General features: G+C 49.8%; 26 protein-coding genes. 23 read left to right on the forward strand and 3 right to left on the reverse strand.

Going from position 1 to position 26,707, the window contains the following annotated elements:
• Positions 1–12 precede the first annotated feature (12 nt).
• Positions 13–1,788: a sensor histidine kinase gene (locus ACZ481_RS01830; RefSeq protein WP_464768499.1), complete on the forward strand. Its 1,776-nt coding sequence runs from the start codon at positions 13–15 to the stop codon at positions 1,786–1,788.
• Between the two features lie 2 nt (positions 1,789–1,790).
• Positions 1,791–2,162 (forward strand): VOC family protein, encoded by a 372-nt coding sequence (locus ACZ481_RS01835; protein ID WP_464768500.1) that lies wholly within the window; start codon positions 1,791–1,793, stop codon positions 2,160–2,162.
• A gap of 71 nt (positions 2,163–2,233) precedes the next feature.
• Here the strand turns inward: ACZ481_RS01835 and ACZ481_RS01840 are convergent, their stop codons facing one another.
• The gene (locus ACZ481_RS01840; RefSeq protein ID WP_464768501.1) at positions 2,234–2,455 is read right to left on the reverse strand and encodes a hypothetical protein; all 222 of its coding nucleotides are present in this window, start codon (positions 2,453–2,455) and stop codon (positions 2,234–2,236) included.
• A 156-nt stretch (positions 2,456–2,611) separates the two neighbouring features.
• Here ACZ481_RS01840 and ACZ481_RS01845 point away from each other — a divergent pair, with 156 nt between their 5' ends.
• From ACZ481_RS01845 to ACZ481_RS01895, 11 genes are all read left to right on the forward strand, one after another.
• Positions 2,612–3,466: a DUF2156 domain-containing protein gene (locus tag ACZ481_RS01845; protein WP_464768502.1), complete on the forward strand. Its 855-nt coding sequence runs from the start codon at positions 2,612–2,614 to the stop codon at positions 3,464–3,466.
• A gap of 225 nt (positions 3,467–3,691) precedes the next feature.
• Entirely contained in the window at positions 3,692–4,534 is an 843-nt protein-coding gene (gene speD, locus ACZ481_RS01850; protein WP_464768503.1) for an adenosylmethionine decarboxylase, read from the forward strand.
• A gap of 37 nt (positions 4,535–4,571) precedes the next feature.
• Complete coding sequence (locus ACZ481_RS01855; protein ID WP_464768504.1) at positions 4,572–5,183, forward strand: cytochrome b/b6 domain-containing protein; 612 nt, start codon at positions 4,572–4,574, stop codon at positions 5,181–5,183.
• A gap of 80 nt (positions 5,184–5,263) precedes the next feature.
• Positions 5,264–6,277: a SpoIID/LytB domain-containing protein gene (locus ACZ481_RS01860; protein ID WP_464768505.1), complete on the forward strand. Its 1,014-nt coding sequence runs from the start codon at positions 5,264–5,266 to the stop codon at positions 6,275–6,277.
• A 57-nt stretch (positions 6,278–6,334) separates the two neighbouring features.
• Complete coding sequence (locus ACZ481_RS01865) at positions 6,335–6,601, forward strand: hypothetical protein (RefSeq protein WP_464768506.1); 267 nt, start codon at positions 6,335–6,337, stop codon at positions 6,599–6,601.
• A 64-nt stretch (positions 6,602–6,665) separates the two neighbouring features.
• Positions 6,666–7,100, forward strand: a complete 435-nt coding sequence (locus tag ACZ481_RS01870) for a YwiB family protein (RefSeq protein WP_464768507.1) — start codon at positions 6,666–6,668, stop codon at positions 7,098–7,100.
• Positions 7,090–8,763: an arginine--tRNA ligase gene (gene argS / locus ACZ481_RS01875; protein ID WP_464768508.1), complete on the forward strand. Its 1,674-nt coding sequence runs from the start codon at positions 7,090–7,092 to the stop codon at positions 8,761–8,763. Before ACZ481_RS01870 ends, argS begins: the two co-directional genes overlap by 11 nt.
• A gap of 188 nt (positions 8,764–8,951) precedes the next feature.
• Positions 8,952–9,380, forward strand: a complete 429-nt coding sequence (gene rpoE, locus ACZ481_RS01880; protein ID WP_464768509.1) for a DNA-directed RNA polymerase subunit delta — start codon at positions 8,952–8,954, stop codon at positions 9,378–9,380.
• A 92-nt stretch (positions 9,381–9,472) separates the two neighbouring features.
• The gene (locus ACZ481_RS01885; RefSeq protein ID WP_464768510.1) at positions 9,473–11,089 is read left to right on the forward strand and encodes a CTP synthase; all 1,617 of its coding nucleotides are present in this window, start codon (positions 9,473–9,475) and stop codon (positions 11,087–11,089) included.
• 70 nt (positions 11,090–11,159) lie between these two features.
• Entirely contained in the window at positions 11,160–12,086 is a 927-nt protein-coding gene (sppA, locus tag ACZ481_RS01890; RefSeq protein ID WP_464768511.1) for a signal peptide peptidase SppA, read from the forward strand.
• 15 nt (positions 12,087–12,101) lie between these two features.
• Positions 12,102–12,683, forward strand: a complete 582-nt coding sequence (locus tag ACZ481_RS01895) for a Yip1 family protein (protein ID WP_464768512.1) — start codon at positions 12,102–12,104, stop codon at positions 12,681–12,683.
• Here the strand turns inward: ACZ481_RS01895 and ACZ481_RS01900 are convergent.
• Positions 12,680–14,419 carry a DUF6044 family protein gene (locus ACZ481_RS01900; RefSeq protein ID WP_464768513.1) on the reverse strand — a complete coding sequence of 580 codons (1,740 nt, stop codon included), beginning with the start codon at positions 14,417–14,419 and terminating at the stop codon, positions 12,680–12,682. The genes ACZ481_RS01895 and ACZ481_RS01900 overlap by 4 nt on opposite strands.
• Positions 14,420–14,631: 212 nt before the next feature.
• Between ACZ481_RS01900 and ACZ481_RS01905 the strand changes: the two genes are divergently transcribed.
• From ACZ481_RS01905 to ACZ481_RS01925, 5 genes are all read left to right on the forward strand, one after another.
• On the forward strand, positions 14,632–15,033 hold the full coding sequence (locus ACZ481_RS01905; RefSeq protein WP_464768514.1) for a response regulator: 402 nt from the start codon (positions 14,632–14,634) through the stop codon (positions 15,031–15,033).
• Between the two features lie 174 nt (positions 15,034–15,207).
• Positions 15,208–15,843: a hypothetical protein gene (locus ACZ481_RS01910; RefSeq protein ID WP_464768515.1), complete on the forward strand. Its 636-nt coding sequence runs from the start codon at positions 15,208–15,210 to the stop codon at positions 15,841–15,843.
• 129 nt (positions 15,844–15,972) lie between these two features.
• The gene (fsa, locus tag ACZ481_RS01915; protein ID WP_464768516.1) at positions 15,973–16,617 is read left to right on the forward strand and encodes a fructose-6-phosphate aldolase; all 645 of its coding nucleotides are present in this window, start codon (positions 15,973–15,975) and stop codon (positions 16,615–16,617) included.
• 115 nt (positions 16,618–16,732) lie between these two features.
• Positions 16,733–17,698 carry a class II fructose-bisphosphatase gene (gene glpX / locus ACZ481_RS01920; RefSeq protein WP_464768517.1) on the forward strand — a complete coding sequence of 322 codons (966 nt, stop codon included), beginning with the start codon at positions 16,733–16,735 and terminating at the stop codon, positions 17,696–17,698.
• A gap of 149 nt (positions 17,699–17,847) precedes the next feature.
• Positions 17,848–18,738 carry a peptidoglycan DD-metalloendopeptidase family protein gene (locus ACZ481_RS01925; protein ID WP_464768518.1) on the forward strand — a complete coding sequence of 297 codons (891 nt, stop codon included), beginning with the start codon at positions 17,848–17,850 and terminating at the stop codon, positions 18,736–18,738.
• A gap of 187 nt (positions 18,739–18,925) precedes the next feature.
• Here the strand turns inward: ACZ481_RS01925 and ACZ481_RS01930 are convergent, their stop codons facing one another.
• A complete protein-coding gene (locus ACZ481_RS01930; protein ID WP_464768519.1) occupies positions 18,926–19,858 on the reverse strand; it encodes a bifunctional metallophosphatase/5'-nucleotidase in 933 nt (310 codons plus the stop codon).
• A gap of 179 nt (positions 19,859–20,037) precedes the next feature.
• Between ACZ481_RS01930 and ACZ481_RS01935 the strand changes: the two genes are divergently transcribed.
• The 5 genes from ACZ481_RS01935 (at position 20,038) to ACZ481_RS01955 (ending at position 26,706) form a co-directional block, all read left to right on the forward strand.
• Complete coding sequence (locus ACZ481_RS01935; protein WP_464768520.1) at positions 20,038–20,439, forward strand: hypothetical protein; 402 nt, start codon at positions 20,038–20,040, stop codon at positions 20,437–20,439.
• Positions 20,440–20,454: 15 nt separating this feature from the next.
• The gene (locus ACZ481_RS01940; RefSeq protein WP_464768521.1) at positions 20,455–20,703 is read left to right on the forward strand and encodes an anti-sigma-F factor Fin; all 249 of its coding nucleotides are present in this window, start codon (positions 20,455–20,457) and stop codon (positions 20,701–20,703) included.
• A gap of 96 nt (positions 20,704–20,799) precedes the next feature.
• Positions 20,800–24,090, forward strand: a complete 3,291-nt coding sequence (gene mfd, locus ACZ481_RS01945) for a transcription-repair coupling factor (protein ID WP_464770560.1) — start codon at positions 20,800–20,802, stop codon at positions 24,088–24,090.
• Between the two features lie 197 nt (positions 24,091–24,287).
• Entirely contained in the window at positions 24,288–24,854 is a 567-nt protein-coding gene (gene spoVT, locus ACZ481_RS01950) for a stage V sporulation protein T (protein ID WP_464768522.1), read from the forward strand.
• A gap of 241 nt (positions 24,855–25,095) precedes the next feature.
• Complete coding sequence (locus tag ACZ481_RS01955; RefSeq protein WP_464768523.1) at positions 25,096–26,706, forward strand: putative polysaccharide biosynthesis protein; 1,611 nt, start codon at positions 25,096–25,098, stop codon at positions 26,704–26,706.
• Position 26,707 lies beyond the last annotated feature (1 nt).

Genomic DNA, 26,707 nt, shown 5'->3' on the forward strand with positions numbered 1-26,707 from the left:
AGCAGATGGCATATGAGCAAGATTGCAGGCAGCCTAAAACAGGTCATGACTTTATATTTTATCGTCGCCGCCGCGTTGCCGATCCTTATTATCAGCGTGATTACAATTACGTTGTTGTCTCGCAGTATGGGTGAGCAAGTCGTTAAATATAACACGCAAATGGCCAATGACCTGGTAAAAGGAACAGAGGATTTCCTGGCGATGGCTGATGCTGTCATCAGTCAGGCCGCTATTACGCTGGAGGCAGGGGGCTTTGACAACCGCCAGACCCAGCACTATCTGGACACCCTTGTTGCCAGCCATTCCTATCTGGATGCGGTACATGTGGCTGATAAAGAGGGCCGCTCGGTCTTTGCCTCGCCTTCTGATCCCAGCTATATGACTCTTGATTTGTCAAGGCAGCCTTTTTTTCAGGCCACTAAGCAAACTGCCCGGGTGCACTGGTCAACTACCTTTATCTCGCCGCATACGGGCCAGCCGACCCTGTCGATTACCAGGCCAACCGGGAGCGGCGTGATCGTCGGTTATATCAATTTAAGCAAGCTGAATGAACTGACAGCGAAAGGCGGCAATAATCCCCATAGCTGGGCTGCTATTCTTGACAAGGAAGGCACTTATATCGGGCATAGTGACCAGGAGCAGGTGTACCAGCGCAATATCGGCGACCGGGAATTTATTGCAGCTGCCCTGGCAGGAAAGGCCGGGATCATGAATATCAGGCAGGGGCGGGACAATTATCTTGTTACTGTTGCTGTAGTTAAGCCGACAGGCTGGCCGGTCGTTGTGGCCCAACGGACCGACGTAGCCTTTGCCCCGGTGAATCATACCCGGAATATATTTATTGCCGGTTCGCTTCTGGCCTTAGTGTTAGCGGTTTTTATCGCCATGGGTAATCTGAAAAGGATTTTAATGCCCCTTGCTGTATTGGCCCGCAAAACCCAGCAGGTAGCTTTGGGCGATTATAATCTGCCGTTGGCGCGTTATGAATTTTCGGAGATCAATACAATTTCGGAGCACTTTCAATCCATGGCCGAGGCTGTACGGCTGCGTGAAGACGAGCTGCGGCGCAAGCAGCAGGAATTGGCCAAATATATGCGGACACTGGAGCGCAGCAACCGGGAGCTTGATCAGTTTGCCTATGTCGTTTCCCACGACCTGAAGGCGCCGCTGCGGGCCATCGCCAATTTGTCGCAGTGGCTGGAAGAGGATTTAGGAGGCAGCCTTGAGGCGGAAACACGGCATAAAATAGAGCTGTTGCGGGGACGGGTCCGGCGGCTGGAAAAGCTGATTGAAGGGATACTGGAATACTCACGTATTGGCAGGATTAAAGCGGCTGCCGAGCCGGTCAAGGTCAGTGAGCTGGTTGCCGAAGTGATTGAGGATCTGGCTCCGGCCAGGGAGCTGTCGATTCAATTTGCCGCTCAGATGCCTGAGATTATCGCCGTCAGGATCAGGCTCAAGCAGGTATTTGCCAATCTTATCGGCAATGCTATTCGCCATCACAACAAACCGGACGGTCAGATATGGATCACGGTTAGTGATTTAGGGAGCTGGCTGGAGTTTAGTGTGGCTGATAACGGGCCGGGCATTGCTGCCGACTATCATCACAAAATTTTTGAAATGTTTCAAACCCTGCAGCCGCGTGATACACTGGAGAGTACAGGCGTTGGCCTCGCGCTTGTGAAAAAGATAGTGGAAAGTCAGGGCGGTTCGGTGAGCGTTATTTCGGCTGAAGGTCAGGGCGCTAACTTTATTTTTACCTGGCGGAAAGTGGTAAAGGAGGAGTAGCTTTGTTGGAGGGGGCTCATGTGGGTCTGGTGGTTGCAGATGCTGATCGGTCTCTGGCATTCTATACCGGGGTGTTAGGCTGCCAGGTGGCAGACCAATACGAGGATGAACGGATTCGCCTTATCTTTATTAAGGCAGGCCGGCTGACAATCGAACTTATCCAGTATCGGGCAGACCCTGCCCCTGGCCGCAATGCCGGGCGGGTTGACCATATTGCCTTTTTTGTAAGCGACATTACAGCCGAGATTGCGAAGCTGCGACAGCACGATGTACCCTTACTGTTTGCGCAGCCACGGATAGTGGGCCGGCAAAAAATTATGTTTTTCACCGGCCCCGATGGGGAGCGCCTGGAGCTTGTACAAAAATTAGCATAACAAAAGGGACGATTTTTAGCGTGCACATAAATGCAGGTCAAAAACCGTCCCTTTGGCGCCGGTTTCCCCTGTTACCCCAGGCCTATACCGGGAGGGTGCTTGGGGGCATTTTCGGCCAACGGGCATTTTTCCAGAGGGCATTCCTCCTCAAAATCACATTCTGCTTCCTGGACATGATAGTGTGGCACTGTTTTACCCGGAATGCGGGTTTCCTGATATACGGCAATTATGCTGTGGCGCCTTTTAAGATAAGGACAATCGCCGTATAATATAACAGGGGCCCGTTTTGACATATTATCACCTCCGCCTCTGTATTGCGTGTTCGTAATGTCCGGAATATAATAAAGGGTACTACTAAATGCTTAGCTTGGGCAATAAGGCCAGTCTATATTTTAATAATTGGGGGGCTTTTTATCAATTTTCAAGAGATTACCTTAGCGCAAAAACCTTTGTTTGATCAGTATTTTGGCCAGCGGCGCTACGAAAATGCTCATTTAAACTTCACTAATTTATTTATGTGGCGCAACATATATTCTATTAAGTGGGCGGAACAGCACAACTGCCTGCTGATTAAAGCTGATTATGACGGTCAGCAGTATATGCTGCAGCCATTTGGCCCTGACGAGGCAATCGCACCGGTACTTGAAGCTATGCGCTCCTTCTTTGCCCTGCACAACCTGCCCTTTGTCATCCGGGGGGTGGAGAAATTCATGGTTGACCTGATTGAAGCCTGGCAGCCTGGGCGGTTTAATTTTACCGGGGACCGGGACAATTTCGATTATGTTTATCATAGCAAGGATTTAATTGAATTAAAAGGCCGTAAGTATCACAGTAAGAAAAACCATATTAACAGCTTTATGCGCACTTACAGAAACTACCAATATGAGCAGCTGACACCGGCGTGGGTTCCCCACTGTATTGAAAACCAGCTGGAGTGGTGCCGGAAAAAAGGCTGTGACGATGATCCGACCTTGCGCGGGGAAAACAACGCTATCATTGAAGTGCTTACCCATTGGACAGAGCTTAATTTACAGGGCGGGCTCATTACCATTGGCGGCAAGGTAGAAGGCTTTACCTTTGGCGAACAGCTAAATGACAATATGGCGGTTATTCATGTGGAAAAGGCCAATCCTGATATTCGCGGGGTATATCCGGTTATTAATCAGAAGTTTTGCGAGCATGCCTGGCAGCACCTTGAATATATCAACCGGGAAGAAGATATGGGGCTGGAAGGTTTGCGTAAAGCCAAGGAATCGTATTATCCCGTAAAAATGATTGAAAAATATATCGTTACTTTTAAATAGTAAATTAACTAACGGGCAAACTATGTAAGACCTGTAGCGACAGCTGCAGGTCCAAAAATTTTCCGTTAATTACCCTATACTTTTCGGCTTGTTGTGGTATAATTTTTAGAGGATTTTTTGTTGCTTTACAGAAATATTTGTGTTTAAATAGCAAGACCGAGACTGATCGCTGCTGCGCTTTTGGTTGTAGCCAATATTATATCTGTGAGGAGAAGACAACGCCAGATGGAAATTAAATCAATTAAGAAGCTAAAACTTTACGGATTTAATAATCTCACCAAAACGGTTAGTTTCAATATGTATGATATCTGCTACGCAAAAACGCCGCAACACCGCCAGTCGTATATAGAGTATATTGATGAGGAATACAGCGCGGAACGGCTGACCAATATCCTTACCGAAGTGGCTCATATGATTGGCGCCAATATTTTAAATATAGCCAAGCAGGATTATGACCCGCAGGGGGCCAGTGTTACCATGCTGATCTCAGAAGAATTGGTCAATCAGCCCGGAGAGCCGGTAGATAGCGAGGACTGCGGTGAGTGTGAGCTTAATGAGCCGCTGCCGGAGGCGGTGGTCTGCCATCTGGATAAGAGCCATATCACGGTCCATACGTATCCTGAAAGCCATCCGGATGAGGGGATCAGCACTTTCCGGGCTGATATCGACGTATCTACCTGTGGCCAGATTTCACCGCTTAAGGCCCTTAATTTTTTAATTAATACCTTTCGCCCCGACATTGCGGCTATTGATTACCGGGTACGCGGTTTTACCCGTGATGTGAATGGCAAAAAATTCTTTATCGATCACAAAATAAACTCGATTCAAAATTATATTTCCAGTGACAACCGTGACCACTATCAGATGATAGATGTCAATGTATATCAGGAAAATATTTTTCATACGAAAATGCTCCTGAAGGAATTTGATCTGGACAATTATCTGTTTGGTACGGCCAAAAAAGAATTGCTGGTCGGCGAAAAGAAAAAAATAAAACAACGGCTTAAGAAGGAAATGGCCGAAATTTTTTATGGGAAAAATATTCCCAAAGTCCATCTTAAATTATAAGTACATTAAAATCCCCCGTCCGGGGGATTTTATATTTATGAAACTATTATTACATCCTCTAGCTGTGCGAATTTTTCACTGGATCACCGTCTTATCTATCGCATACTTAGTGCTGACAGGGCTGTACCTGCACGATCCCACGGGCAACCTGCCTTTTGGCCTGCTGCGCAAAACCCATACCCTGGCGGGAATCATTCTGCTAATCAATCTGGTAGGGCAAATTTATTATTATGCGGTTACCGGCAAATACACGGAGATATTGTTTACCAGCCGGGATATTCCCAATTTACGCAGCTTTTTCCGCTATGCGCTTTTTATTGAGAGAAACCATCCGAATTATGGCCGTTATAATCCCGGGCAAAAAGGCTTATTTACTGCCTGGTGCCTGGCCGTTATGTTGTCAGGTCTGGCTGCCCTGCCGCACTTGGCGCCGGATTATGCCTCCTGGCTCAGCCGGCCGGTGGGAGGCCTGACGGGGAGCAGGATTGTTTTTTACGCCATTGCCATGTTTTTTGTGGCAACAATCCCCTGGCATCTATACCTGGTTTTTACCGAGGATCCGGCTAAGCTTCAAGCCATGTTTTCCGGGTATCTCCAGCGAAAGCCCAAGGGCAAGGCACCGGCAAGTGAGCGGACCGATGCCCGCTAAAACCAATCTCTCTTGGGTATGCACGGGCTGACGCATAAGCCGGCAGCGGATAAGACATACTAATGATGAGGTGGGAGCGCATGAAAAAATCAACATTACATTCCGCACTAGTTGTAGCAACAGTATTTTTATTCATTACGGGAGCTTACACACTACTCAAGCCTCCCGCCCCCAAGCCTGCACCGGCGCCTACTGAACAAGTACCGGCTCCCGCAGTGCCTGCGCCGCAGCCGATCCCGGGTGTACCGGCTTTCGATACGGCGAAATACCCGCGTGAACCCCAGATAAGGGTCTACCTGGCGGATAAGGGTTATGTTACCACTATGGCTTTGGAAACCTATATTGAAGGGGTTATTGCGCAGGAGATGCAGCCTGACTGGCCGCAGGAGGCGCTAGCTGCCCAGGCCATTGCCTCGCGGACCTTGACAATGAGCGCGATTGAGGCCGGCACAATTAAAAGGCTGCACAATGCTGATGTCAGCACCTCTAAAGAAGAGCTGCAAGCTTATGCACCGCAGAAGGTAAATGATAGAGTGCGGCAGGCTGTAAAAAGCACACGCGGCGAAATATTACTGTATGCAGGCGGTCTCGTTAATGCCATTTACAGCTCCTGTAACGGTCAGATCGGTGCGACCAGGGAAGAGAGCTTTCCCAAAGAGATCGATCATCCGACCCCCTATTTCCAGCCGGTGCCTGACAATTGTTTTAAATATGCTCCGGAAAATATAAAATCATGGACAGTTAAAATCCCCGCTTCCCAGGTTGCCAATGCGATTGGCTATACTGGCAATCCCCGTGATATCCGGATATTGGAGAAAGGCCCCTCCGGCCGTATTCTGTATATCGGCGCCGGCAATAAAAAAGTGTATGGTTCTGACTTCCGGCGCGCAGTCGGTTATGACCGGCTTAAATCAACGCTGGTTACGGAAATGACGTATGATGGCGGCAGCTTTGTCTTTAAGGGACTTGGCTGGGGCAATGGCGTCGGCTTATGCCAGTGGGGCGCCTATACCTTTGCCAAGGAAGGTAAAAAGGCCGAAGATATTATTAAGCATTATTATCCGGGGGCAGAGGTAAAAAAACTATGGCAGTAGGATGAATTTAAGTGAATTTTAATTCTAATACTGCATACATTAATTACGCGAGGTAGTATGGCGGCTACCTCCCGGGAATGCGCCGCCTGTCTGGTACGCACGGACAGGCGGCGCAGCTGTTCCTGCTGCCAGGCCTTAGGCGTAGTTCCGGCCGCCTGTCCGGCAGTCTTTAATAGATTTCATGTTAGCAGCGTGCCCTACCTTGGCGACAACTGGAGCAGCCTCCGGTTTTTGCCAGGCAAGGAGCAGGCTTATTTTTATTTTGTAAAGATTTTTTTGCCGGGAATATTGGCAGTTGCTTTGGACTACGCTATACTATTATAGTTAAGGTACTCTGAAAGGACTGAGTCTGACAGTGGCATTAAACGGCAATACTGGTATTAATCAGGTGTTAATCACTGTGACAGGCTGCCAGCGGGACGCTTTTGGTGCTGAAAACACAATGGAGCTGTTTACTTGCGGTCGTAGTTATATGAAAAACGGGGTCCACTATATCAGCTACCGGGAGACTGAGGTTACCGGCTTAGAAGGGGCCTTTACGCTGCTGAAAATATATGGGGACTATGTAATTCTGGTCCGCACAGGCCGGGTAGAACAGCACCAGGAGTTTCGAACCGGAAAAAGCTGCTCCTCCCGCTATGTTACACCCTATGGCACGATGAAATTGGGCGTACGGACAAAATACCTGGCCATCACCCGCTGTGCTGAAACCGACCTGGTACGCGGGGTAGACATTGAATACGAACTTGAAATTGACGGGCAGTGGCAAAGTTTCAATAAACTTGCCGTCATTGTACAGGGGGATAAACAAAATGGACATTAAACAACAGCTAATCAGGGCCATTGAGCAAGCTGCGGCCAGCGCAATGGCCGACGGCGTATTTAGGGCTGGGCAACTGCCTGATATAGCGCTGGAAGTGCCGCCGCAAAAGGAATTTGGCGACTATGCCACTAATTTTGCCATGCAGTCAGCCAAGGTTGCCAAAACGAATCCGCGGATCCTTGCGCAGGCAATTGTTGAGCGGCTTAATGCCTCATGGCTGGAAAAAGCAGTGATTGCCGGCCCGGGGTTTATTAATTTTTATTTAAAGCCTGACTGGTTGTATCAGGAGCTGGCAAAAATACTGGCAGCCGGGGAAAGTTTTGGCCGCACCAATGCCGGCCAGGGACAGCGTGTGCAGGTCGAGTTTGTTAGTGCTAACCCTACCGGACCACTGCATGTAGGACATGGCCGGGGGGCGGCTTTTGGCAGCGCCCTGGTTAACTTGCTGAGAGCCGCCGGCTATCAGGTGGAAGCCGAATTCTACATAAATGATGCCGGCAATCAGATTGACAACCTGGCCGCTTCCGTTAATGCCCGTTATTTGGAACTGTTGGGACAAGCTGTTGAATTTCCGGCCGACGGCTACCACGGACGGGACATTATTGATACCGCCCAAAGAATTATCAACAATCATGGCGATAAGTACCTGGCTTTGCCGGCGGCCGAGCGGCTGACAGCGTTCAAGGAACTGGCGCTTGCCGAAAAATTGGCCGGCGTAAAAGAAGATCTTGAGCAATTTGGCGTGACCTTTGATGTCTGGTACAGTGAACGCACTCTCCACCAAAATCAGGCCGTGGCCAAGACCTGTGAGCTCTTACAGGCCAATGGCAATATATATGAAAAAGACGGGGCCCTGTGGCTTAAATCAACCGCTTATGGCGATGATAAAGACCGGGTGGTTATCCGCGACAACGGTATCCCTACCTATCTGGCATCTGATATTGCTTATCACCGGCATAAATTTGGCCGTGGTTTCGAGCGTCTTATTAATATTTGGGGAGCAGACCATCATGGTTATATCAGCCGGGTCAAAGCGGCCATTGCCGCCATGGGCTATAACCCGGATAACCTGGAAGTCCTTATTTTGCAGATGGTTAGTCTGTATCAAAACGGTGAACTGGTCAAAATGTCCAAACGGACAGGCCAGGGTGTAACCTTAAGCGAATTGATTGAAGAAGTCGGCAGGGATGCGGCCCGCTTTTTCTTTATCATGCGCTCTATCGACAGCCAGCTCGATTTTGACCTTGATCTGGCGAAATCGAATTCCAATGATAATCCAGTCTATTACATTCAGTATGCTCATGCCCGTATCTGCAGTATTTTTCGGCAGGTTGCCGAGGCTGGCACGGTTGTGCCGGCAGTTCCGGACAGCCGTGTCAGTTCGCTAAGCCTATTGAATGAACCGGTGGAGATTGACCTGATTAAAAAGATGGCGATTTTTCCCGAGGAAATCGCCAGTGCGGCCCGGGAACGGGCACCACACCGCATTGCCCGTTACGCCCATGAACTGGCAGGTATGTTCCATACCTTCTATAACCAATGCCGGATTATGGGGGTTGAACCAAACCTGCAGTTGGCCCGGATAGCGCTGGTGACGGCAGTAAGATCAACGCTCAGGCAGGCATTAGCTATTTTGGGGGTAGCCGCGCCTGAAAAAATGTAGCAGGAATTTGCCTCTGCATGTGGAATATAAAGTGGGACTTGCCGCAGAGGATCCAGTCTGGCCCTATTCCTTGCGGGGTCTAACTGAACGCAGCCAGGGTTTAGCAGTTATTATAGACAATGGTGACGGCATGAGTGGCACTTGTTTTTTTGGTTAGCAGCGGATTGTTAAGGGCGGAGGTTAAGATTATGGCAAATAATACATCAAAGAATGATTTAGGGGAAGTTAGTTTAGCGTATCAAATCCTAAAGTCAGCAGGCCATCCGTTATATTATAGAGAGTTAATCGACCGGGTGGTTGCCGCTAAAGGCAGCACCATTCGCCCGCCTGCGCATATCATTGCAGAAATCCATACGCAAATTAATTTGGACAGCCGGTTTGTGCATACCGGCAAGAGTACCTGGGGCCTGACCGAATGGTCGCCGCAGCGCATAAGTCTGCGTGAAACCGAGGAAACGGCTGCCGCCCGCCAGGATGATGTACGGCGGGAAAAATTGCTTGCTGCGATCCAGCAGGATTTTGATCATGACGATGCCGGGCTTGCTGAAGAGCCGGCTGATTTGATTGAAGATGAAGCTGAAATGGAAGATGAGGAAGAAGACCTGGAAAGCAACTAACCGGTTGGGGCCATCGGATAAAAACAGCAAACAGTTGGTAAAACTAGCTTTGCAACAGCTAATTGTGGGAAGGTAGTAGGAGGATATTTTTTATGGCTAAATATATTTTTGTGACTGGCGGTGTGGTATCTTCACTAGGGAAGGGGATTACGGCCGCGTCGCTGGGACGCTTGCTTAAAAGCCGCGGCCTCAAAGTTACCATTCAGAAATTTGACCCGTACATAAACTTTGATCCAGGAACCATGAGCCCCTACCAGCACGGCGAAGTGTTCGTAACTGAGGACGGCGGTGAGACCGATCTGGATCTTGGCCATTATGAGCGGTTTATTGATATTAATCTGAGTAAAAGTTCAAATGTTACAGCCGGCAAAATATATTGGTCGGTGATCAGCAAAGAGCGTAAAGGCGACTATCTGGGCAGTACCGTCCAGGTAATTCCTCATATTACCAATGAGATTAAAGAACGCATTTACCGGGTTGGCAAGGAAGATAATGCCGATATTGTCATTACTGAAATCGGCGGCACCGTTGGGGATATCGAGAGTCTGCCGTTTCTGGAAGCGATCCGCCAGGTCAAAAAAGAAGTAGGCCGCGGCGGGGCCCTTTATATTCATGTTACGCTGGTGCCTTACATTTCGGCGGCCGGTGAGCTGAAAACGAAACCCACTCAGCATAGCGTAAAGGAACTTCGCAGTATCGGTATTCATCCAGATGTTATCGTATGCCGTACTGAACATGAGATTTCACCGGAGATGAAAGAAAAACTGGCTCTGTTTTGTGATATTGACGTCGATGCCGTCATCCAGAACAAAAATGCCGCCAGCATCTATCAGGTGCCGCTTATGCTGGAGAAAGAAGGACTGGACCGTATTGCCCTGGAGAAATTAAATATTGTGGATACCGGGGCCGACATGAGCGGCTGGCGGCAGATGGTGGATAAGATTGTCCATCCGTCCCGTAGTGTGCGCATTGCTGTTGTCGGTAAATATGTCGCGCTGCAGGATGCCTACATGAGTGTGTCTGAGGCCTTGCGGCACGGCGGTATTGCCAATGATGCGGCCATTGAAATCAAATGGATCAATGCTGAGGCTATCGAAGATGAGCAGGCCGATCTTGCGGTTTATCTGGGCGATGTCGACGGGATTCTGGTGCCGGGGGGCTTTGGTGACCGGGGGGTAGGCGGCAAGCTGAAAGCCATCCGCTATGCCCGGGAAAACAAAGTGCCATTTTTTGGGCTTTGTCTTGGCATGCAGTCGGCTGTCATCGAATTTGCCCGTAATGTCTGTGGCCTGGCTGATGCCCACAGTTCCGAGTTTAATCCGGATACGCCGCATCCGGTTATCGATCTTATGCCTGAGCAAATGGCGGTTGAAGATAAAGGCGGCACTATGCGCTTAGGTGTGTATCCCTGTAAAGTGACGGAAGACACGCTTACATATAAGGCCTATCAGGATGAGATTATTTATGAGCGCCACCGTCACCGGTTTGAGTTTAATAATGCCTATCGGGAGCAACTGGCGGCAGCCGGTCTGATTATCAGCGGCACGCTGCCTAACGGCCGGTTGGTCGAAATTGTGGAAGTAAAAGATCACCCCTGGTTCGTCGGCACCCAGTTTCACCCTGAATTCAAATCGCGGCCGACGGCGCCGCACCCTTTATTTAGGGATTTTGTCAAAGCATCGCTGGCGAATAAACAGGGTAAGCTATAACGAAGAGAAAACTGTTGGATAACCTCCAACAGTTTTCTTTTAACTATCTAAAGTATAAGGAGGCAGAATTGTGTTCAAAAGATCAGTGGTTCTTTTTCTGGCAGGAATTATCGGCATATCCATGCTTGCCGCACTTTTTATCACCCCAGGCCTCAGACAAAAGAAAATGACCGGCAATGATAAGCTGGCAGTCATTTATGTGGAAGGCATGATCATCGGCGGCCGTGGCCAGGTCGGATTATTCAGTGAGGGGGGTGGTACAGACCATCTGATCCGGCAATTGCATGCGGCCCGGGATGATGCCGCGGTAAAAGCAGTCATACTCAGGATTAATAGTCCCGGTGGCACGGTTCCGGCCTCGCAGGAGGTCGGGGAGGAGCTTAAGAAACTCCGGGTGGCAGGTAAGCCGGTTATAACCTCTATGGCCGATATGGCCGCCTCCGGCGGCTACTGGCTGGCTGCCTGCACTGACAAGATCTATGCCAACCCCTCGACAATAACGGGCAGCCTGGGAGTATATATGCCCTATTCCAACTGGGAAGAGCTATATAAGAAAATTGGCGTGCGGCAGGAAAAAATTAAAAGTGGACCGCATAAAGATATCTTATCACCGGACCGGCAGCTGACAGCAGAAGAGCGGGCGATTATCCAAACCATGGTTGATGATATGTACAATCAGTTTGTTGAGGTCATTGCCGAGGGCCGGCAGCTTGACCCGGATACAGTTCGGCAACTGGCGGACGGACGCATTTTTACCGGACGTCAGGCCAAGGAACTGGGGCTTGTCGACGAGCTTGGCAATATGTATGATGCGATTGATGGCGCTGCTGCGCTTGTGGGTATTCAGGGCAAGCCTGAAATTGTTGAATATGGAAAAATGAGTCCCCTCGAGGTTTTGTTAGGGGCTCAGACCAGATTTGCTTCAGACCAGATTATGCTTCAACGCCTGCAGGAATTGCTCTCGGCCAGTCCGGCGGCTGTGCCTCAGAGCAATTAAGGAAGGAGCAAGCTTATGGGAAGTTTTATTGAAATAATCTATGACGTACTGTTTAAGCCTAAAGCTGCCATGCAGTATATTGCCGAAAAAAGACTGGCCGGCCAGGCGGTAATTATGTTTATTATCGGCATGCTGGTGCCGGTATGGGCCGTATTCAGCAGCGTAAAAGGCACAGCAGGCATGCCGGCTCTGGGTTTCCTCTTTCTCTGTCATGTGATTGGCAGTTTTACTTTTTGGGTCCTTAGCGCCTCCCTTCTGGCCTTTATTGCTGAACTGGCCGGCGGCCGGGGGACGCCTGTCGGCCTGTTTTCCGCCTTAGGATTCTCTCATCTTCCCCGGGTTGTCGTTATGCCGTTATGGGTGGTTGCCTCGCTGCTGCCGGCCGGTATCCAGGAAGTCTGCTTCGGCCTTATCGGGGTGCTTGTCGTGGTCTGGACTCTGGCTTTACATGTCACAGCCCTGCAGGGCGCCTATGTGTTGTCAGGCGCCAAGGCCGTACTTGTGCTGATGACGCCGCTGCTTGTGAGTATGGCCGTTGTGGCGGGGATTATCATTTTTGCCGGTTCTGCCTTGCTGCACTTACCGTTTTCTGTTTAGCGGGCCTGATAGAGATAAATCTCCCATGGTGACCAGGGTTCGGTAAAGCGCTGTAAAAACTCAAGCTGGTTTTCTTTGTAATTTGTGATTTCGGCGGCCGACAGGATATACTGGCCGCCTAATTTTTTGAAGGCTTCCATATCAAGTTCCAGATGATTTAATTTTAGCTGATACGATTTCCGTATTTGAAAATATTCAAGCTCGGCGGGAAAGAGATAGCAGGTTATGCCCCAATCATCAAAATACCTTTGCCAGAACGGATTTTTGGCCAGTTCTTTGGCTATGATCTGACGGAAGGCATGTTTGTAGACAAGCGGATAAATATTGAGCCGTCCGTCCAGCGTGTAAAAACCATTGTACTGGGTGATGGCCGGATAGAGGCCGATGCTGGCTATCCGGTATTCCTGCTTGGGGCGGCCGATGTAATGATCGACTTTTTGGAGCAAACTGACCGAAAAAAACTCGCCGTAACTTACATTCTCATACAGCCAGGCGTTTTCCATAACTGAAAATCCTGTGTGCTTGTGGATAGCCAGGTTATATTCGCTGTGATTGCCAAATAGATAGCCAAGCTGCAGCACAATGAGCAACATCGCCAGCAGCCGGCCAATATACCGGATATTGGCAATAACAGACAGACACAGGGCAAAGATGATATACCAAATAAGCGGATGCAGCCAATGAAACCGCTGGAGCTGGAAGGTGTTGAAAAAGCTGATGCCGGCGACGGCGGACATAAAGAGCTCCGAATAACGCAGGCCATAGAAAATGGATAGGCAGAGCGCCAATGCCAGCAGCCAAATGATTAATTTCCACTCGCGTTTCTGCCGCCAGCCCAGGGCTAATGCCAGGGGCACGGCAAGGCATAAAATATATTTGTGCAAACTGACGGCATGATATTGCCCCATGGTGAAGTTTTCGGCAACCAAGGCCCGCACACCGGCCCAATCCCGGGCTTGGCCCAGGCTGATGCGGTTAATCTCCTCGCGGCTGGAAACAAAACCTGTACTGAAAAAGGCATTGTATATCAGCCAAGCTTCAGTAATGCAGTAGGCGCCGGCCAGGAGGGCGATTCCCCCCCAGAAGCGCGGCCGGTATTGCCGATTCCGCCAGTAATCGTAGAGAGCTGCAAGTCCGAGCGCGGCCAGAATAAACACGCCGGCAAGAGGAAGGGACGAATAGAGGGCGAATGTAATAATAATAATAGCAGAACCAATCACTTTTTTGTCATAAAACAGATTCACCATTGCATAGAATAGTAGAGGCTGTCCGGCGATAGACAGTCCATAGACTGTATAAAAGGGGATGGTGGCAAAGGCCGCCGCGCCTGCCCATGCCAACCAGCTCTGACGCTGGTCGGTAAGACAGTAGTGTCTTAATAAAAGATACATGCCAATAAAGGCGGTGCTATGTACAAGGAGCAGGTTGACGAGATAAGCGCGGAACGGCGGTAAAGCAAGATATAGCCAGGTAATAATATTAAAACCGCTTGGCAGGCAGCTGCGTGGCACTTCGCCCAGCATTTGCCCGACTGTTCCGGTCAGGCTGAATGTTTTGCCACTATTGGCCAGCACTGTCCAAGCGGTAATCCAGTCCAGATTATCATTAATGGTAAAATGAGCGTTTTGCCGCAAGATCACAAAAGGCGCTAAGTAGGCCAGCAATACAAAGCTAAAAAAAAGGGCAGCCTTGTGCCTTGGTAAGAATCGGCAAAGCTTATGCAGCAGGGCAATCATAATGGCACCTCATAAAAAATGTTTTATACAAATAGTAGCATAAACTTTTATATTTTAAAAATTTTTTGAAGATCAAGAGAAAAAAACTAAAAAATTTCTATTTTCTTCCAGAAATTAGCAGGATATTTTCATTTTATTGCGAATATGGATATATTAGGAAAAGCTAAGGAATATCTTGGGCGAATACTATGGAGAAAGCAAGGTGCAGAGTAATGAGCAGTTCCCGGGCAACGATTCTCGTGATTGATGACCAACCTGGAATTAGAAGATTGCTTACTGAAGTTCTCCAGGATGAAGGTTATAATGTAATGACAGCCTCTAACGGCTATGAGGGTATACAGGTGGCGAATGATGTTAAGCCGAATGTAATATTGATGGATATGAAGATGCCTGGTATGGACGGTATTGAGACACTAAAGGAGCTTAAACGCCATGGTCAGGGCGATCAGGTTATTATGATGACAGCTTACGGGGAATTGGATATGGTAAATGAAGCCAGAGAAGCGGGGATGCGTGATTATATTACCAAGCCCTTCGACATTATGTCCCTGTGCCGGATTATTGAAGAGCATATCGGCAGCAGTTTTGATGCACGCCGACTGTTGATCGGCTAACCCAGAGCAGATGGCATGACCCGGGGCATACAGGCCCCGGGTCATTACTTAATTGCCGGCTGGCTGCTCTTTCAGCCGGCCATGCTCTTTTTCCTGATGTTGCCAAGTTGAATAAAAGGCAGGCAGGATTTTTACTGCTGGCGGCGAAGTATATGGAGCAAGGGGGGATATCAATTGTTTATTAGCGCTGTTTCTACACTGGCGCTTTATTGTTCGCGCTGTGGCAATATTGAACTGCATAATGTCTCCCGGTTTGCGCTCAATAACTCGCGGCATCAGCTTGCCTGCAGCTGCGGGGAGGTGCAAGGTGCCATTGCCAGCGCGGGACGGCATCAATATTTACTGGATATTCCCTGTGTCGTATGTGAGACCAATCATTTGATTTTCCTTGACAGCCAGTTGTTTAGACAGCCTAAGGCTAGTAAAATATATTGTGCTCAGGCGAATCTTGAACTTGGGTTTATCGGCAGTCCGGCTGCGATTGCTGAGATTATTGCCCGGCATAAGCAGGAAGTAGCCAGTATAGCCAGTGAAATGGCAGAGCTGCCGGACGGCCAGGGAATAGAAAACTCGCAAATTTTGCTTGAGATCCTCAATAAAATTCATGATATTGCCGAGCAGGGCGGGGTATACTGCTGTTGTGGCAATGCCAATGTCGAAGCAGAGGTGTTAGTCGATGCCATTGCACTGACCTGCAGCCAATGCGACGGCCGGCTGGTTATTCCAGCCAAAGATGAGCGGGATTTGGCCCGTGTGTCCGTAATGGGTAGCATTGAACTGGTACCTCTCAGACGCACCAGCCGTAAGTGAATGCCGGAAAATAAGGTAAGACTGGCTTGGGCCAAGTCCTTCAGGACGCCGGCAGCAGTCAAGTCGTTCTTATGTCCACGGAATTTATTTTTAAATTCCGGTAGATTGAAAAGAAGCAGGTGAGCATCTGTGAAGTTTTTTCTTGATACAGCCAATATTACTGAAATAAAAGATATTCTGCCTTTGGGCGTCGTGGCCGGGGTAACAACCAATCCCACGCTCATTGCCAAAGAAAAGCAGGATATCAGAGCCGTAATCAGAGAAATTGCCGCCTTGACGCCAGGGCCGGTGAGTGCGGAGGTCATTAGCACAACATTCGAGGATATGCTGCCGGAAGCGCACGGTTTGGCGCAGCTTGGCAAGAATGTGGTCATTAAAGTACCGGTAACTGTGGATGGTTTAAAAACAGTCAGCGCTTTGGCTGCCGCTGGCATTAAAACAAATGTTACTTTGATTTTTACGGTTAATCAGGCCCTGTTGGCCGCCAGGGCCGGCGCTGCTTTTGTAAGTCCGTTTGTGGGCCGTCTTGACGATATCAGCCAGGATGGCATTGCCCTCATTAAGGATACTGCTGATGTATTTGCCAGCCATGGTATTGAAACGGAGATTATTGCCGCCAGCATTCGCCACCCCATGCATGTTACGCAGGCGGCACTGGCCGGTGCTCACATTGCTACTGTGCCGGCTAAGGTACTGGTATCACTGTTGAACCACCCTTTGACTGAGGCCGGCATACAGCGTTTCTTGTCCGACTGGCAAAAAGCCAACATGTAGACTGGTACTTCATCTCCCTTAAACCCTCGGTTTTAAGAAAGATGAAATACTGTGAGACTTGCCGGGCGGATGCCCGGCCTAATTTTTCATCAGGAATGTAAGGAGATGTAGTTCTATGGAACGTGAATTAGCACTGGAATTTGTACGGGTTACTGAGGCTGCGGCCATTGCCAGCGGCCGCTGGATGGGACGCGGTGATAAAATAGCTGCTGATCAGGCGGCAGTGGATGCCATGCGTGCTGCTTTTGATACAGTAAATATTAGCGGCTGTGTGGTAATCGGTGAAGGGGAAATGGACGAGGCACCCATGCTGTATATCGGCGAGCAGGTTGGACACGGTGGCCGGGAGGTCGACATTGCCGTTGACCCGCTCGAAGGCACCAATCTGGTAGCAAAGGGGCTGCCGGGGTCTATAGCGGTGCTGGCCATTGCGCCGCGCGGCTGCCTTTTGCATGCGCCGGATATGTATATGGATAAAATTGCTGTCGGACCGCGCGCCCGGGGCAAGATTGACATCAACGCCCCGGTGCGGGAGAACTTACAAGCAGTGGCTGCCGCTCTTGACCGCGCTGTGGAAGATCTGACTGTCGTAATTCTTGATCGCCCGCGTCATGCCGCTATTGTCAAAGAAGCCCGTGAGGCCGGAGCCAGGATCAAGCTGATTTCTGACGGCGATGTGTCGCCGGCGATTAATGCTGCTATTGAGGGTACGGCTGTTCATATGCTCTTAGGTATTGGCGGCGCCCCGGAGGGCGTATTGGCGGCCGCTGCTGTCAAATGTCTCGGTGGCGATATGCAGGGGCGGCTGTGGCCGGAAAGCGCTGCTGATATTGAAAGGGCCAAGGCCATGGGTATTGATGATATTAATAAGGTGTTTACCATTGATGATTTGGTTAAAGGCGATGAGGTTATATTTGCCGCCACCGCCATTACCCAGGGGGATCTCTTAAACGGCGTCCGCTATTTTGGCGGCGGGGCCCGTACGCATTCGATTGTTATGCGCGGTTCCACCGGTACGGTGCGGTTTGTTGACGCGATTCACAAATTTGATAAAAAACCGCTGCCAATTAAACGAACATAATATTTTGGCATGAAATTGCTCAGAATATGTATGTTTTCAGAAAAATAATCCAAGTTATGCATATTTTGCAGGCCTGTCGCTTATGCTAATACTGGGGGAGAATTTAAGTCAACAGCTGTATCGTTGGCTGAAATAGCCTAGTAAGCGAGGTGATAGTATTGAACCTGCTGAAAATGAATGCCCGGCAATGGGCTTATGTTGGCGGGGTTGCGCTGCTGGCCGGTGTATGGGCGGCTCCCGGCGGCGTACAAACTGTGCCGGAACCTGTGGTTGTACCGCCGCCAGCTGAGCAGCAAGCGGCACCGGTGCCGGCCGTTACTGCAGAGCCCAGCCGCCAAGCCTTTCAGAAACACGTTGTCGTTTCCGGTGATACCCTAAGTGGGATTGCCTACCACTACGGTATTGACCTTGAAACACTTATGGCAGCTAACCCTGGTGTAACTGAGCTGATTCACCCGGGTGACGAGTTAGTCATCCTCCCGCATAAAGGTGTTGTTTATCAAGTAGATACCGGTGACACGTTGTGGGAAATTGCCCGTGTCTACGGTGTACAGGTAGAGACCATTAAATCAGCCAATGCCAAAAGCAGTGATGATGTCGCTGTTGGTGAGAAGCTTTTTATTCCCGGTGCCCGCTGGGGCCGGGCTGAACCCGCGGTAGCAAGGGCTTATGCCAGCCGTTTCACCTGGCCGACCAAAGGGGAAATTTCTTCACCGTTCGGGTGGCGCTGGGGGCGTTTGCACGCCGGTGTTGATATTGCCAATGACATTGGTACCCATGTAATGGCTGCCCGGGCCGGGCTTGTGATTTGGGCCGGCTGGCGGGGCGGCTACGGCTACACGGTCATGATTGATCATGGTGGCGGCTATGTAAGCTTGTATGGCCACCTTAACGATTATTATGTTGAACGGGGCCAATACATCCGCGCCGGTCAGCGCATTGCCTCCATGGGGAATACGGGCAATTCCACCGGGCCCCATTTGCATTTTGAAGTGCAAAAAGATGGTCAGCCGGTTGATCCGATGGGATTACTGCCCTAAAGAGAGAATGCCGCGTCATAACGACGCGGCATTCTCTTTTTAGTCTACCAGAATTTATTTATAGATTCTGTGGATATAAGAACCCCTATCCCTACAGGGCATCGTCCTAAGGACTTGGCACAAGCCAAGTCTTTGCTTTATGTATCAGACTTGATATGCGCAAGCCAAATGAACCGCGCCAGCGGTTTTACGGGCGTTTGTTTTGATGCTGCAGCGTAGCATCGTGATAAGGCCAGGCAAAGTCGGCCAGCGCTTTATCGGCAGGGGCAATGGCTGAATAAAGGGTGGCGGTTTCTGTTTGTTTAAGCTGCCACTTCTTGCCGATTTTTTCAAAAGTGAGTTCTGTCCGGCTTAAGCTGCTGCCAAATTTGCCGGGGGCTGCCGCCGCAGTGCCGTTAATTTCCAGGCCATTATTTTTGACGATGATGATCGCATCCACTTTATTTTGCAGCTTTTTAACCGTAGCCGTAAGTGCGGCTGTCTGGTCGCTGAAGGCGAGTCCGCCATAGTTTTCGGGATTAATGGCCGTAGCGGCGGTTGTTAAGCCAATAATACCAATGCGAATTTTTTCCTTCTTTTTGTCTTTGCTTACGTCAAATTCTTTAATCGTATAGGGCTTGACGGCAGGCGAAAGCTGACCGGAACGCTGCATATTGGCGGACAAAACCGGAAATCTGGCGGTAGTGAGCGCTTTGGCCAGGAAATCGCCACCATAAGCAAACTCGCCCTCACCGAGCACAACTGCGTCATAGCCAAGATAATTATAGGCTGCCACCATCGGATTAGGCAGCTTCGACGGCTCAGTGGCAAACAGGCGGGTCAGGGGCGTACCTGTGAGCATATTGCCGCCATCGACTAAGAGGGTATAGGAATTGGCCTGTCGTTCTCTTTTTACCAGGCTGGCAATTTTGACAAGGCCAAAATCAGCAGTCTTGGGAACAGTATAATCCCAGTCAATGATATGGCCGTTGAGTCCGGCTGTTGCCAGCACCGTTATTTTAACAGGCGCTGGCGGCGGCGTAGGTTGTTTCGGCGCTGCCAGGGCAACGGACGGCAGGCTCCAGATAACGGCTAACCCCAAAGCGGCTAACCGGATTAATTGGTTCCAGTGTTTTTTCAAAGCGATCCCTCCAGTATTGTAATCTGCTATTATCCATAATTTCGCCAGATAGTTTTTTTTTTCCTGTTTTTTGTTGGCTTGAGAACGGAAAAAATACCGTAAAGCCAGCTGCCGGTATACAGGGCTGTTGGTTCGGGGAATAATAATACCATTCAATGCCCGCTGCGTGAGGATAAGTTATGGAATATGCAATCGCTGCCCTAATGGCAGGTCTGAGCTTTCTTGTCAACAGGCTGTTTATGCGGTATGTCGGGCCGGTAACAGTCATTAGTCTGGGGCCGGTTGCTGAAGAAGCGGCAAAAACCCTGCTTGCGTACTACCTGGGAGCCGCTATTATACCGGTACACGCGCTCTTTGGCATAATCGAAGCTGTCTACGATTGGATTCAGGATGAAGGCCGGCATCTTACAGCCCCGCTCCTTAGTATTATGGGGCATAGTTTCTTTGGGGCCGTGACTGCCGGTGTTCTGAGTAAGACAGGCAGTGTCTGGCTGGGATTGGCCGCAGGCTCCGCCGTGCATGTGACTTACAACGTAATTGTTGTCAGAATACTGGCGGCTAAAGCCGATAAAAACATATGAAAGAGGGGGTAGCCAATGAAAATTTTTTATACTTGCGAATATTGCGGCGAACATATCGATACATTAGAAGTAGACCAAATCGATGAAGTCAAGTTTGGCTTTGACTGCTTGACTGCTCAGGAGCGTCAAGATATAATTAAAACTGACGTGGAGCAGAATACAGTCCATGTTAAGTCATTATGCGACTTCTGCATAACTTCAATGGGAATTGATGATAATGTTGCATTTGGAATGCCGGCCATTAATAAAGGCTATATTCACTAAAATTTTCAAGCACATATAATATAGGGCTTTAGCCTAGGCTAAAGCCCTTTTGGTACTACCTGTAACTATTGAGAGGTATATATGGGAGAGAAAACAATGTTGACGCTGTTTGCTGCTTTTCAGGAGGATAAGCAGCTTCTGGCAGCGCAAGCTGCTTTCGGGGCAGCCGGTGATCAGAGTATCATTTATGGTGTGACAGGCGCGCAAAAGAGCGTACTTATGGCGGCTGCATTTCAGGCATCACCCCGGCCAACCATTGTCATTGCCGCCAGCCACGAAGCAGTTGAGCTGCTGCGAGCTGATTTTGCGACCCTGCTGCCCCAGGTGCCGGTAGTGGAATTGCCGGCGATTGATTTGATTACTTTTGCGGCAGCTGCCAAAAGCGTCGAACTCGCCTCGCGGCGCATGGACGTTCTGAGCCGGATGGTGCGAGGGGAAAAAATGATTGTCTTGGCAACTGCTGAAGCCGCGATGCAGCGGGTTTTGCCCAAACAAGAATTTTTAAACAGCCGGATTACGATCCAGAGCGGCGGGATGATCAGCCGGGAGAATCTTATTGCCTCTCTGGTCGAATTTGGCTATGAGCGGGTTGATCAGGTGGGGAGTGCCGGTCAATTCAGTATTCGCGGTGGTATTATTGATATTTTTGCTGTTAACCGGAGCCTGCCGCTCCGGTTAGAGTTGTTTGGCGATGATGTTGATTCACTGCGTGAGTTTGATCCGGTAAACCAGCGCTCGGTAACTGATCTGGGATTAGCTGATATTATGCCCCTGACTGAGCCTGAGCACAGTGGCAAACCGGCGGTATTCGTGTCTTATCTTCCCGCCGGTTCGTGCCTTGTGCTTGATGAACCGGCCCGGATCAGGGAGCAGATGACTAAAATTGTTAAAGAAAACCCGGATATAAAACGCCGGGTTTTTAGCTGGTCTGAGCTGACTGCTGCCTGCCAGGCCTATACGGTCGTTTACTTATCCTTGCTATTGCAGAAAATACCCGGTACTCAGCCGGCCGCCATTATCAGCATCACGGCTAAAGGCATCGCACCGTTCCACCGCCAGCTGGATATGCTGATTACGGAAATAAAAAGCTGGCAGGATAAAAAGCAAAATATTATTTTATTTATGCCCAGCCATGACAAGGCAGCCAATATCCAACACCATCTGACCGAAGAGGGGATTACGGCGGTCATGGCCCAGGAGGGGCACATGCCGCTGATTCCCGGTGCTGTTGTTGTGTCGACAGGCACCTTGTCAGGCGGCTTTGAATTGCCTCAGGCCCGGCTTGTTGTCCTGACGGAATTGGATATTTTCGGCCGCCAGAAGAAGAAGCGGCGCCCGCGGGTTGGCAAAGACCAGCAGATCACTTATTTCCGGGACATTAATCTTGGCGATTATGTCGTTCACGTTAATCATGGCATCGGCAAATATGTCGGTGTTGAAACCCTGGAGGTCGGCGGTGTTCATAAAGATTATCTCCATATCCGCTATGCCGGGGATGATAAGCTGTATGTGCCGACAGACCAGGTAGGCCTGCTGCAAAAATATATCGGTGCCGAGGGAGAAGTGCCCCGTCTGAGCAAAATGGGGGGCAGCGACTGGCTTAAAGTAAAGACCAGGGCGAAAGCGGCTGTGGCTGATATGGCCAAAGAGCTGATCGAACTTTACGCCCAGCGTCAACTGCAGGTCGGTCATGCTTTTGGCCCTGACACCCCCTGGCAGCGGGAGTTCGAGGATGCTTTTCCCTATGAGGAAACGCCGGATCAACTGCAGGCTATCGCTGAAGTTACTCATGATATGGAAGAGCCACGGCCCATGGACCGGCTCCTGTGTGGTGACGTTGGCTTTGGTAAAACCGAGGTGGCGATTCGTGCCGCCTTTAAAGCCGTTATGGGGGGCAAGCAGGTGGCGGTTCTGGTACCGACAACGGTTCTGGCCCAGCAGCACTATCAGACCTTTAGTGCGCGGTTTGCCGGTTTTGGCACGGTTGTTGATGTTGTCAGCCGGTTTCGCAGTGCCCGGGAACAGAAGGCTACCCTGCAGAAGCTGGCTCTGGGCCAGGTAGATGTGCTTATTGGCACTCACCGCATTCTTCAGGCCGATGTGGCATTTAAAGATCTGGGACTTCTGATTGTTGATGAAGAACAGCGGTTTGGCGTCGCCCAAAAAGAAAAAATGAAAAGGCTGCGTGCCAATCTTGATGTCCTTACCCTAAGTGCCACGCCGATCCCGCGCACTTTGCACATGTCGCTGGTAGGCGCGCGCGACATGAGTATTATTGAGACGCCGCCCGAGGACCGGTTCCCCGTGCAAAGCTATGTTGTCGAATATCATGAAGAAATCATCCGTGAGGCAATCGTGCGGGAATTGAAGCGCGGCGGCCAGGTGTATTTTGTTTACAACCGGGTACAGACTATTGATAAGGTCCGCCAGCGTTTAACCGAAATTTTGCCGGACGCTACGATAAAAACAGCCCACGGCCAGATGCCGGAGGAACTATTAGAGCAGGTAATGCTGGATTTCTATGAGAACCGGGATGAGGTGCTTATTTGCACAAGCATTATCGAAAATGGTTTGGATGTGCCTAATGCCAATACGATTATTGTCTATGATGCCGATCATTTTGGCCTGTCCCAGTTATATCAGATGCGCGGACGGGTTGGCCGTTCCCACCGTATGGCTTATGCCTACTTTACTTACCGGCGCGACAAAGTGCTTACCGAGGTGGCGGAAAAAAGGCTGCAGGCTATTAAAGAATTTGCCGAGCTGGGCTCAGGCTTTAAAATTGCCATGCGCGACCTTGAAATCAGAGGGGCCGGCAATCTGTTAGGCCGGGAACAGCACGGCCATATTGTCAGTGTCGGGTTTGAAATGTACTGTCGCCTGCTGGACGAAGCCGTGGCGGAGTTAAAGACCGGCAAGCCGGTTTTGCCGATCCCTGAGCCAACCATTGAACTCAACATCGATGCTTATCTTACCGGGGACTATATTAGCGATGCCATGCATAAGATTGAGATATACCAGCGGATTGCAGCCGTCCGTCAGGAGGAGCATTTGACTGAGCTTGTTGATGAACTGGTTGACCGGTTTGGTGAACCGCCAACACCTGTAATCAATCTTTTGGGTGTGGCCCGCATCAAGAATCTGGCCCGCTGTATCGGCGTTCGCTCCATTTCTGAACGGGAGAACCGGGTAGAAATTATTTTCAGTGATACGCCTCATGTCGCTGCCGATGGTTTAATGAACGCTAAAAATCTTTTTCCCGGTAAACTTGCTTTTATGCCCGGGCCGCCGGAGATGATGCGGCTGGCGACTTCGCGGCTGGGGCTGCCGCTCCTGGACGCTTTAACCAAGCTGTTTCTGGTATTAACAGGTATGGAAAAATGTTAACATAAACCTTCGCAGTATAAGCCAGAAAAATGAATAAAACGCACTTGCTGGATATATACTACTATCAATGAATGATTAGGTTATTGCTAGCAGTAATAGTAATGCCTGATGTATTCGCTATTCAAAAATTGACTGCAAAAAAAGTTAGTAGGTAAATCTAGCTAAGCTTGGCTAAAGCTGTAGAAAGGGGGATACTGGTGAAAGCAACCGGAATTGTACGTAGAATTGATGATTTAGGGCGAGTTGTAATACCGAAGGAAATCAGACGAACTCTCAGAATTCGTGAAGGGGATCCGCTGGAGATATATGTAGATCGTGAGGGTGAGGTAATACTCAAGAAATACTCTCCGGTAGGTGAACTGGGGGACTTTGCCAAAGAATATGCAGACTCTTTGTTTGAAGCTATAGGACATATTGTTCTGATCGCTGACCGCGACAATGTAGTGGCGGTGGCTGGTGCCTCAAAAAAGGAGTTCATGAGCAAACCGCTTGGCCCGGCTGTTGAAAAAGTGATGGAAGATCGTAAAACCGCGCTGATCAGCAATCCTGGCGAATACAAGCACTGCAAAGGTTGTGCAACGCAATGCGATGATGACGAGACCTGCAAATTTACTGCTGAAGTCATTGCCCCTATAATCGTTGAAGGCGATGCGATTGGTGCTGTTATTATCTGCTCCAAAGAGCCTGGGGCGCAAATGGCTGATATGGAGGTCAAACTAGCCGAAACAGCAGCAGGATTCCTGGCAAAACAAATGTCTCAATAACATTTTACACAGCAGAGTAAACAGCAAGTAGCGGACACTAACAATTACTGTTAAGTTCGCTACTTTTATATTACCTTTGCAAGCAATAGGGCAAGACGGACCAGTGCCACAGTGGTATTGCACCTGAGATAATGGCAATTATAGCAATTAAAATGTTCCGCCATGCATATAGTGTTTTATTGCTGGTAAGATTTTGTTATAATAGTAAAAGTGGCTGAAGCAGGCCAAATTTTGGAGAGGAATGACTCGTTTGAGTAAAGATACATTTTTAAAAGGGGCACTTATTCTGACGGTGGCCGGTATTATTGTAAAAATTATCGGATCAGTCAACCGGATTTTGTTATCCCGTCTCCTTGGCGGCGAAGGGGTAGGCCTTTATCAGATGGCTTATCCAATTTATTTATTGGCGCTCAGCGTTTCCTCAGCGGGTATCCCCGTGGCTATTTCGATTATTGTGGCCGAAAAAATTGCCCGCAGTGATTACCGCGGGGCTAATCATGTATTCCGCATTTCCTTGGGGGTTTTGGCTGCCACCGGGCTGTTTTTCACTTTTCTTTTATACTATGGTGCCGGCTGGCTGATTGAGCATAATTTTGTCCGCGACCACCGCGCCTATTATGCCATTGCCGCGCTAGCACCGGCGATCTTTTTTGTTACTGTGCTATCGAGTTACCGCGGTTATTTTCAGGGGCTGCAAATGATGACGCCAACAGCTGTTTCGCAAATATTTGAGCAGCTGATACGGGTTGTTACCATGATTGCCTTTGCCTATATATTGTTGCCGCGAGGTCTCGAATTCGCCGCCGCCGGTGCCAGTTTTGGCGCAGGTCCCGGGGCTGCGGCCGGGCTTTTGGTGCTGCTGTACTTTTATTGGCGTCATAAGCCGGGCTTTAAGCAGCAAATGGAAACCCAGCCGCAGATTAAGCAGGAGTCCAGCCTGAGTATAATCAGCCGGATCGTCAAACTGGCCTTGCCGGTATCGCTTGCTAACATTATGTTGCCTGTTGTATCTAATATCGATCTCCTGATTGTGCCGGCCCGGCTGGAAGTGGCCGGCCATACCGTCGAGCAGGCCACGGAAATGTTCGGCTATCTTACCGGTATGGCGGTCCCGCTTGTCAACCTGGCGACAATCCTGACGGCTTCGCTGGCCGCCAGCCTGGTCCCGGCGATATCGGAAGCGTACACCCTCGGCAACAAACAGAGGATTTACCAGCGGACGGCGACGGCCATGCGCATTTCCAACCTGATTACCATCCCCAGCTTTGTCGGCATGGCACTTCTGGCTACCCCTATTTCCCAGATGTTGTACGGTACGCCTAACGCCGGTGTCTCGATTGCCATTTTGTCGGTGGGCATTGTTCTCCTCGGTATGCACCAGGTAACAACCGGCGTTTTGCAGGGCCTTGGCCATACGGCGATTCCGGTAATTAACATGGCTGTTTCGGCCGTTGTCAAGATTGTTATGAGCTGGGTATTGACAGCGATACCTTCTCTCGGAATCATGGGGGCAGCCTGGGCTACCGTGGCTGATTTTGGTGTGGCCGCATTATTAAATATGTTTTTCGTTTACCGCTATGTCGGTTTCAGCCTGGATATCAAAGATACCTTTAAGGCCCTGCTCTCATCCGGGGTAATGGGTGTTGCCGTACTTCTGTCCTATGATGCGATAATGAGCCAAACACTTCACAATACACTGGCCACCATCGGCTCCATTGCCGCCGGCGGGACTGTATTCGGCATAGTTCTGCTGCTGGTAGGCGGGGTTGAGGCCCGTGATATTGAACAAATTCCCCGCATCGGTGGAAAAATTGCTGCTATTTTGACTACATTGCGATTGTTGAGGCGATAAA

Source organism: Sporomusa intestinalis, from assembly GCF_055383785.1.

Excerpts from the sequence above, each read along its gene's own strand:
- mfd (WP_464770560.1), top strand. The coding sequence starts at position 20,800 with ATGTTGACGCTGTTTGCTGCTTTTCAGGAGGATAAGCAGCTTCTGGCA.
- ACZ481_RS01830 (WP_464768499.1), top strand. The coding sequence starts at position 13 with ATGAGCAAGATTGCAGGCAGCCTAAAACAGGTCATGACTTTATATTTT.
- argS (WP_464768508.1), top strand. The coding sequence starts at position 7,090 with ATGGACATTAAACAACAGCTAATCAGGGCCATTGAGCAAGCTGCGGCC.
- ACZ481_RS01905 (WP_464768514.1), top strand. The coding sequence starts at position 14,632 with ATGAGCAGTTCCCGGGCAACGATTCTCGTGATTGATGACCAACCTGGA.
- glpX (WP_464768517.1), top strand. The coding sequence starts at position 16,733 with ATGGAACGTGAATTAGCACTGGAATTTGTACGGGTTACTGAGGCTGCG.
- speD (WP_464768503.1), top strand. The coding sequence starts at position 3,692 with ATGGAAATTAAATCAATTAAGAAGCTAAAACTTTACGGATTTAATAAT.
- ACZ481_RS01935 (WP_464768520.1), top strand. The coding sequence starts at position 20,038 with ATGGAATATGCAATCGCTGCCCTAATGGCAGGTCTGAGCTTTCTTGTC.
- rpoE (WP_464768509.1), top strand. The coding sequence starts at position 8,952 with ATGGCAAATAATACATCAAAGAATGATTTAGGGGAAGTTAGTTTAGCG.
- ACZ481_RS01855 (WP_464768504.1), top strand. The coding sequence starts at position 4,572 with ATGAAACTATTATTACATCCTCTAGCTGTGCGAATTTTTCACTGGATC.
- ACZ481_RS01885 (WP_464768510.1), top strand. The coding sequence starts at position 9,473 with ATGGCTAAATATATTTTTGTGACTGGCGGTGTGGTATCTTCACTAGGG.
- ACZ481_RS01895 (WP_464768512.1), top strand. The coding sequence starts at position 12,102 with ATGGGAAGTTTTATTGAAATAATCTATGACGTACTGTTTAAGCCTAAA.
- ACZ481_RS01860 (WP_464768505.1), top strand. The coding sequence starts at position 5,264 with ATGAAAAAATCAACATTACATTCCGCACTAGTTGTAGCAACAGTATTT.
- ACZ481_RS01865 (WP_464768506.1), top strand. The coding sequence starts at position 6,335 with ATGGCGGCTACCTCCCGGGAATGCGCCGCCTGTCTGGTACGCACGGAC.
- ACZ481_RS01840 (WP_464768501.1), bottom strand. The coding sequence starts at position 2,455 with ATGTCAAAACGGGCCCCTGTTATATTATACGGCGATTGTCCTTATCTT.
- ACZ481_RS01955 (WP_464768523.1), top strand. The coding sequence starts at position 25,096 with ATGACTCGTTTGAGTAAAGATACATTTTTAAAAGGGGCACTTATTCTG.
- ACZ481_RS01940 (WP_464768521.1), top strand. The coding sequence starts at position 20,455 with ATGAAAATTTTTTATACTTGCGAATATTGCGGCGAACATATCGATACA.
- ACZ481_RS01900 (WP_464768513.1), bottom strand. The coding sequence starts at position 14,419 with ATGATTGCCCTGCTGCATAAGCTTTGCCGATTCTTACCAAGGCACAAG.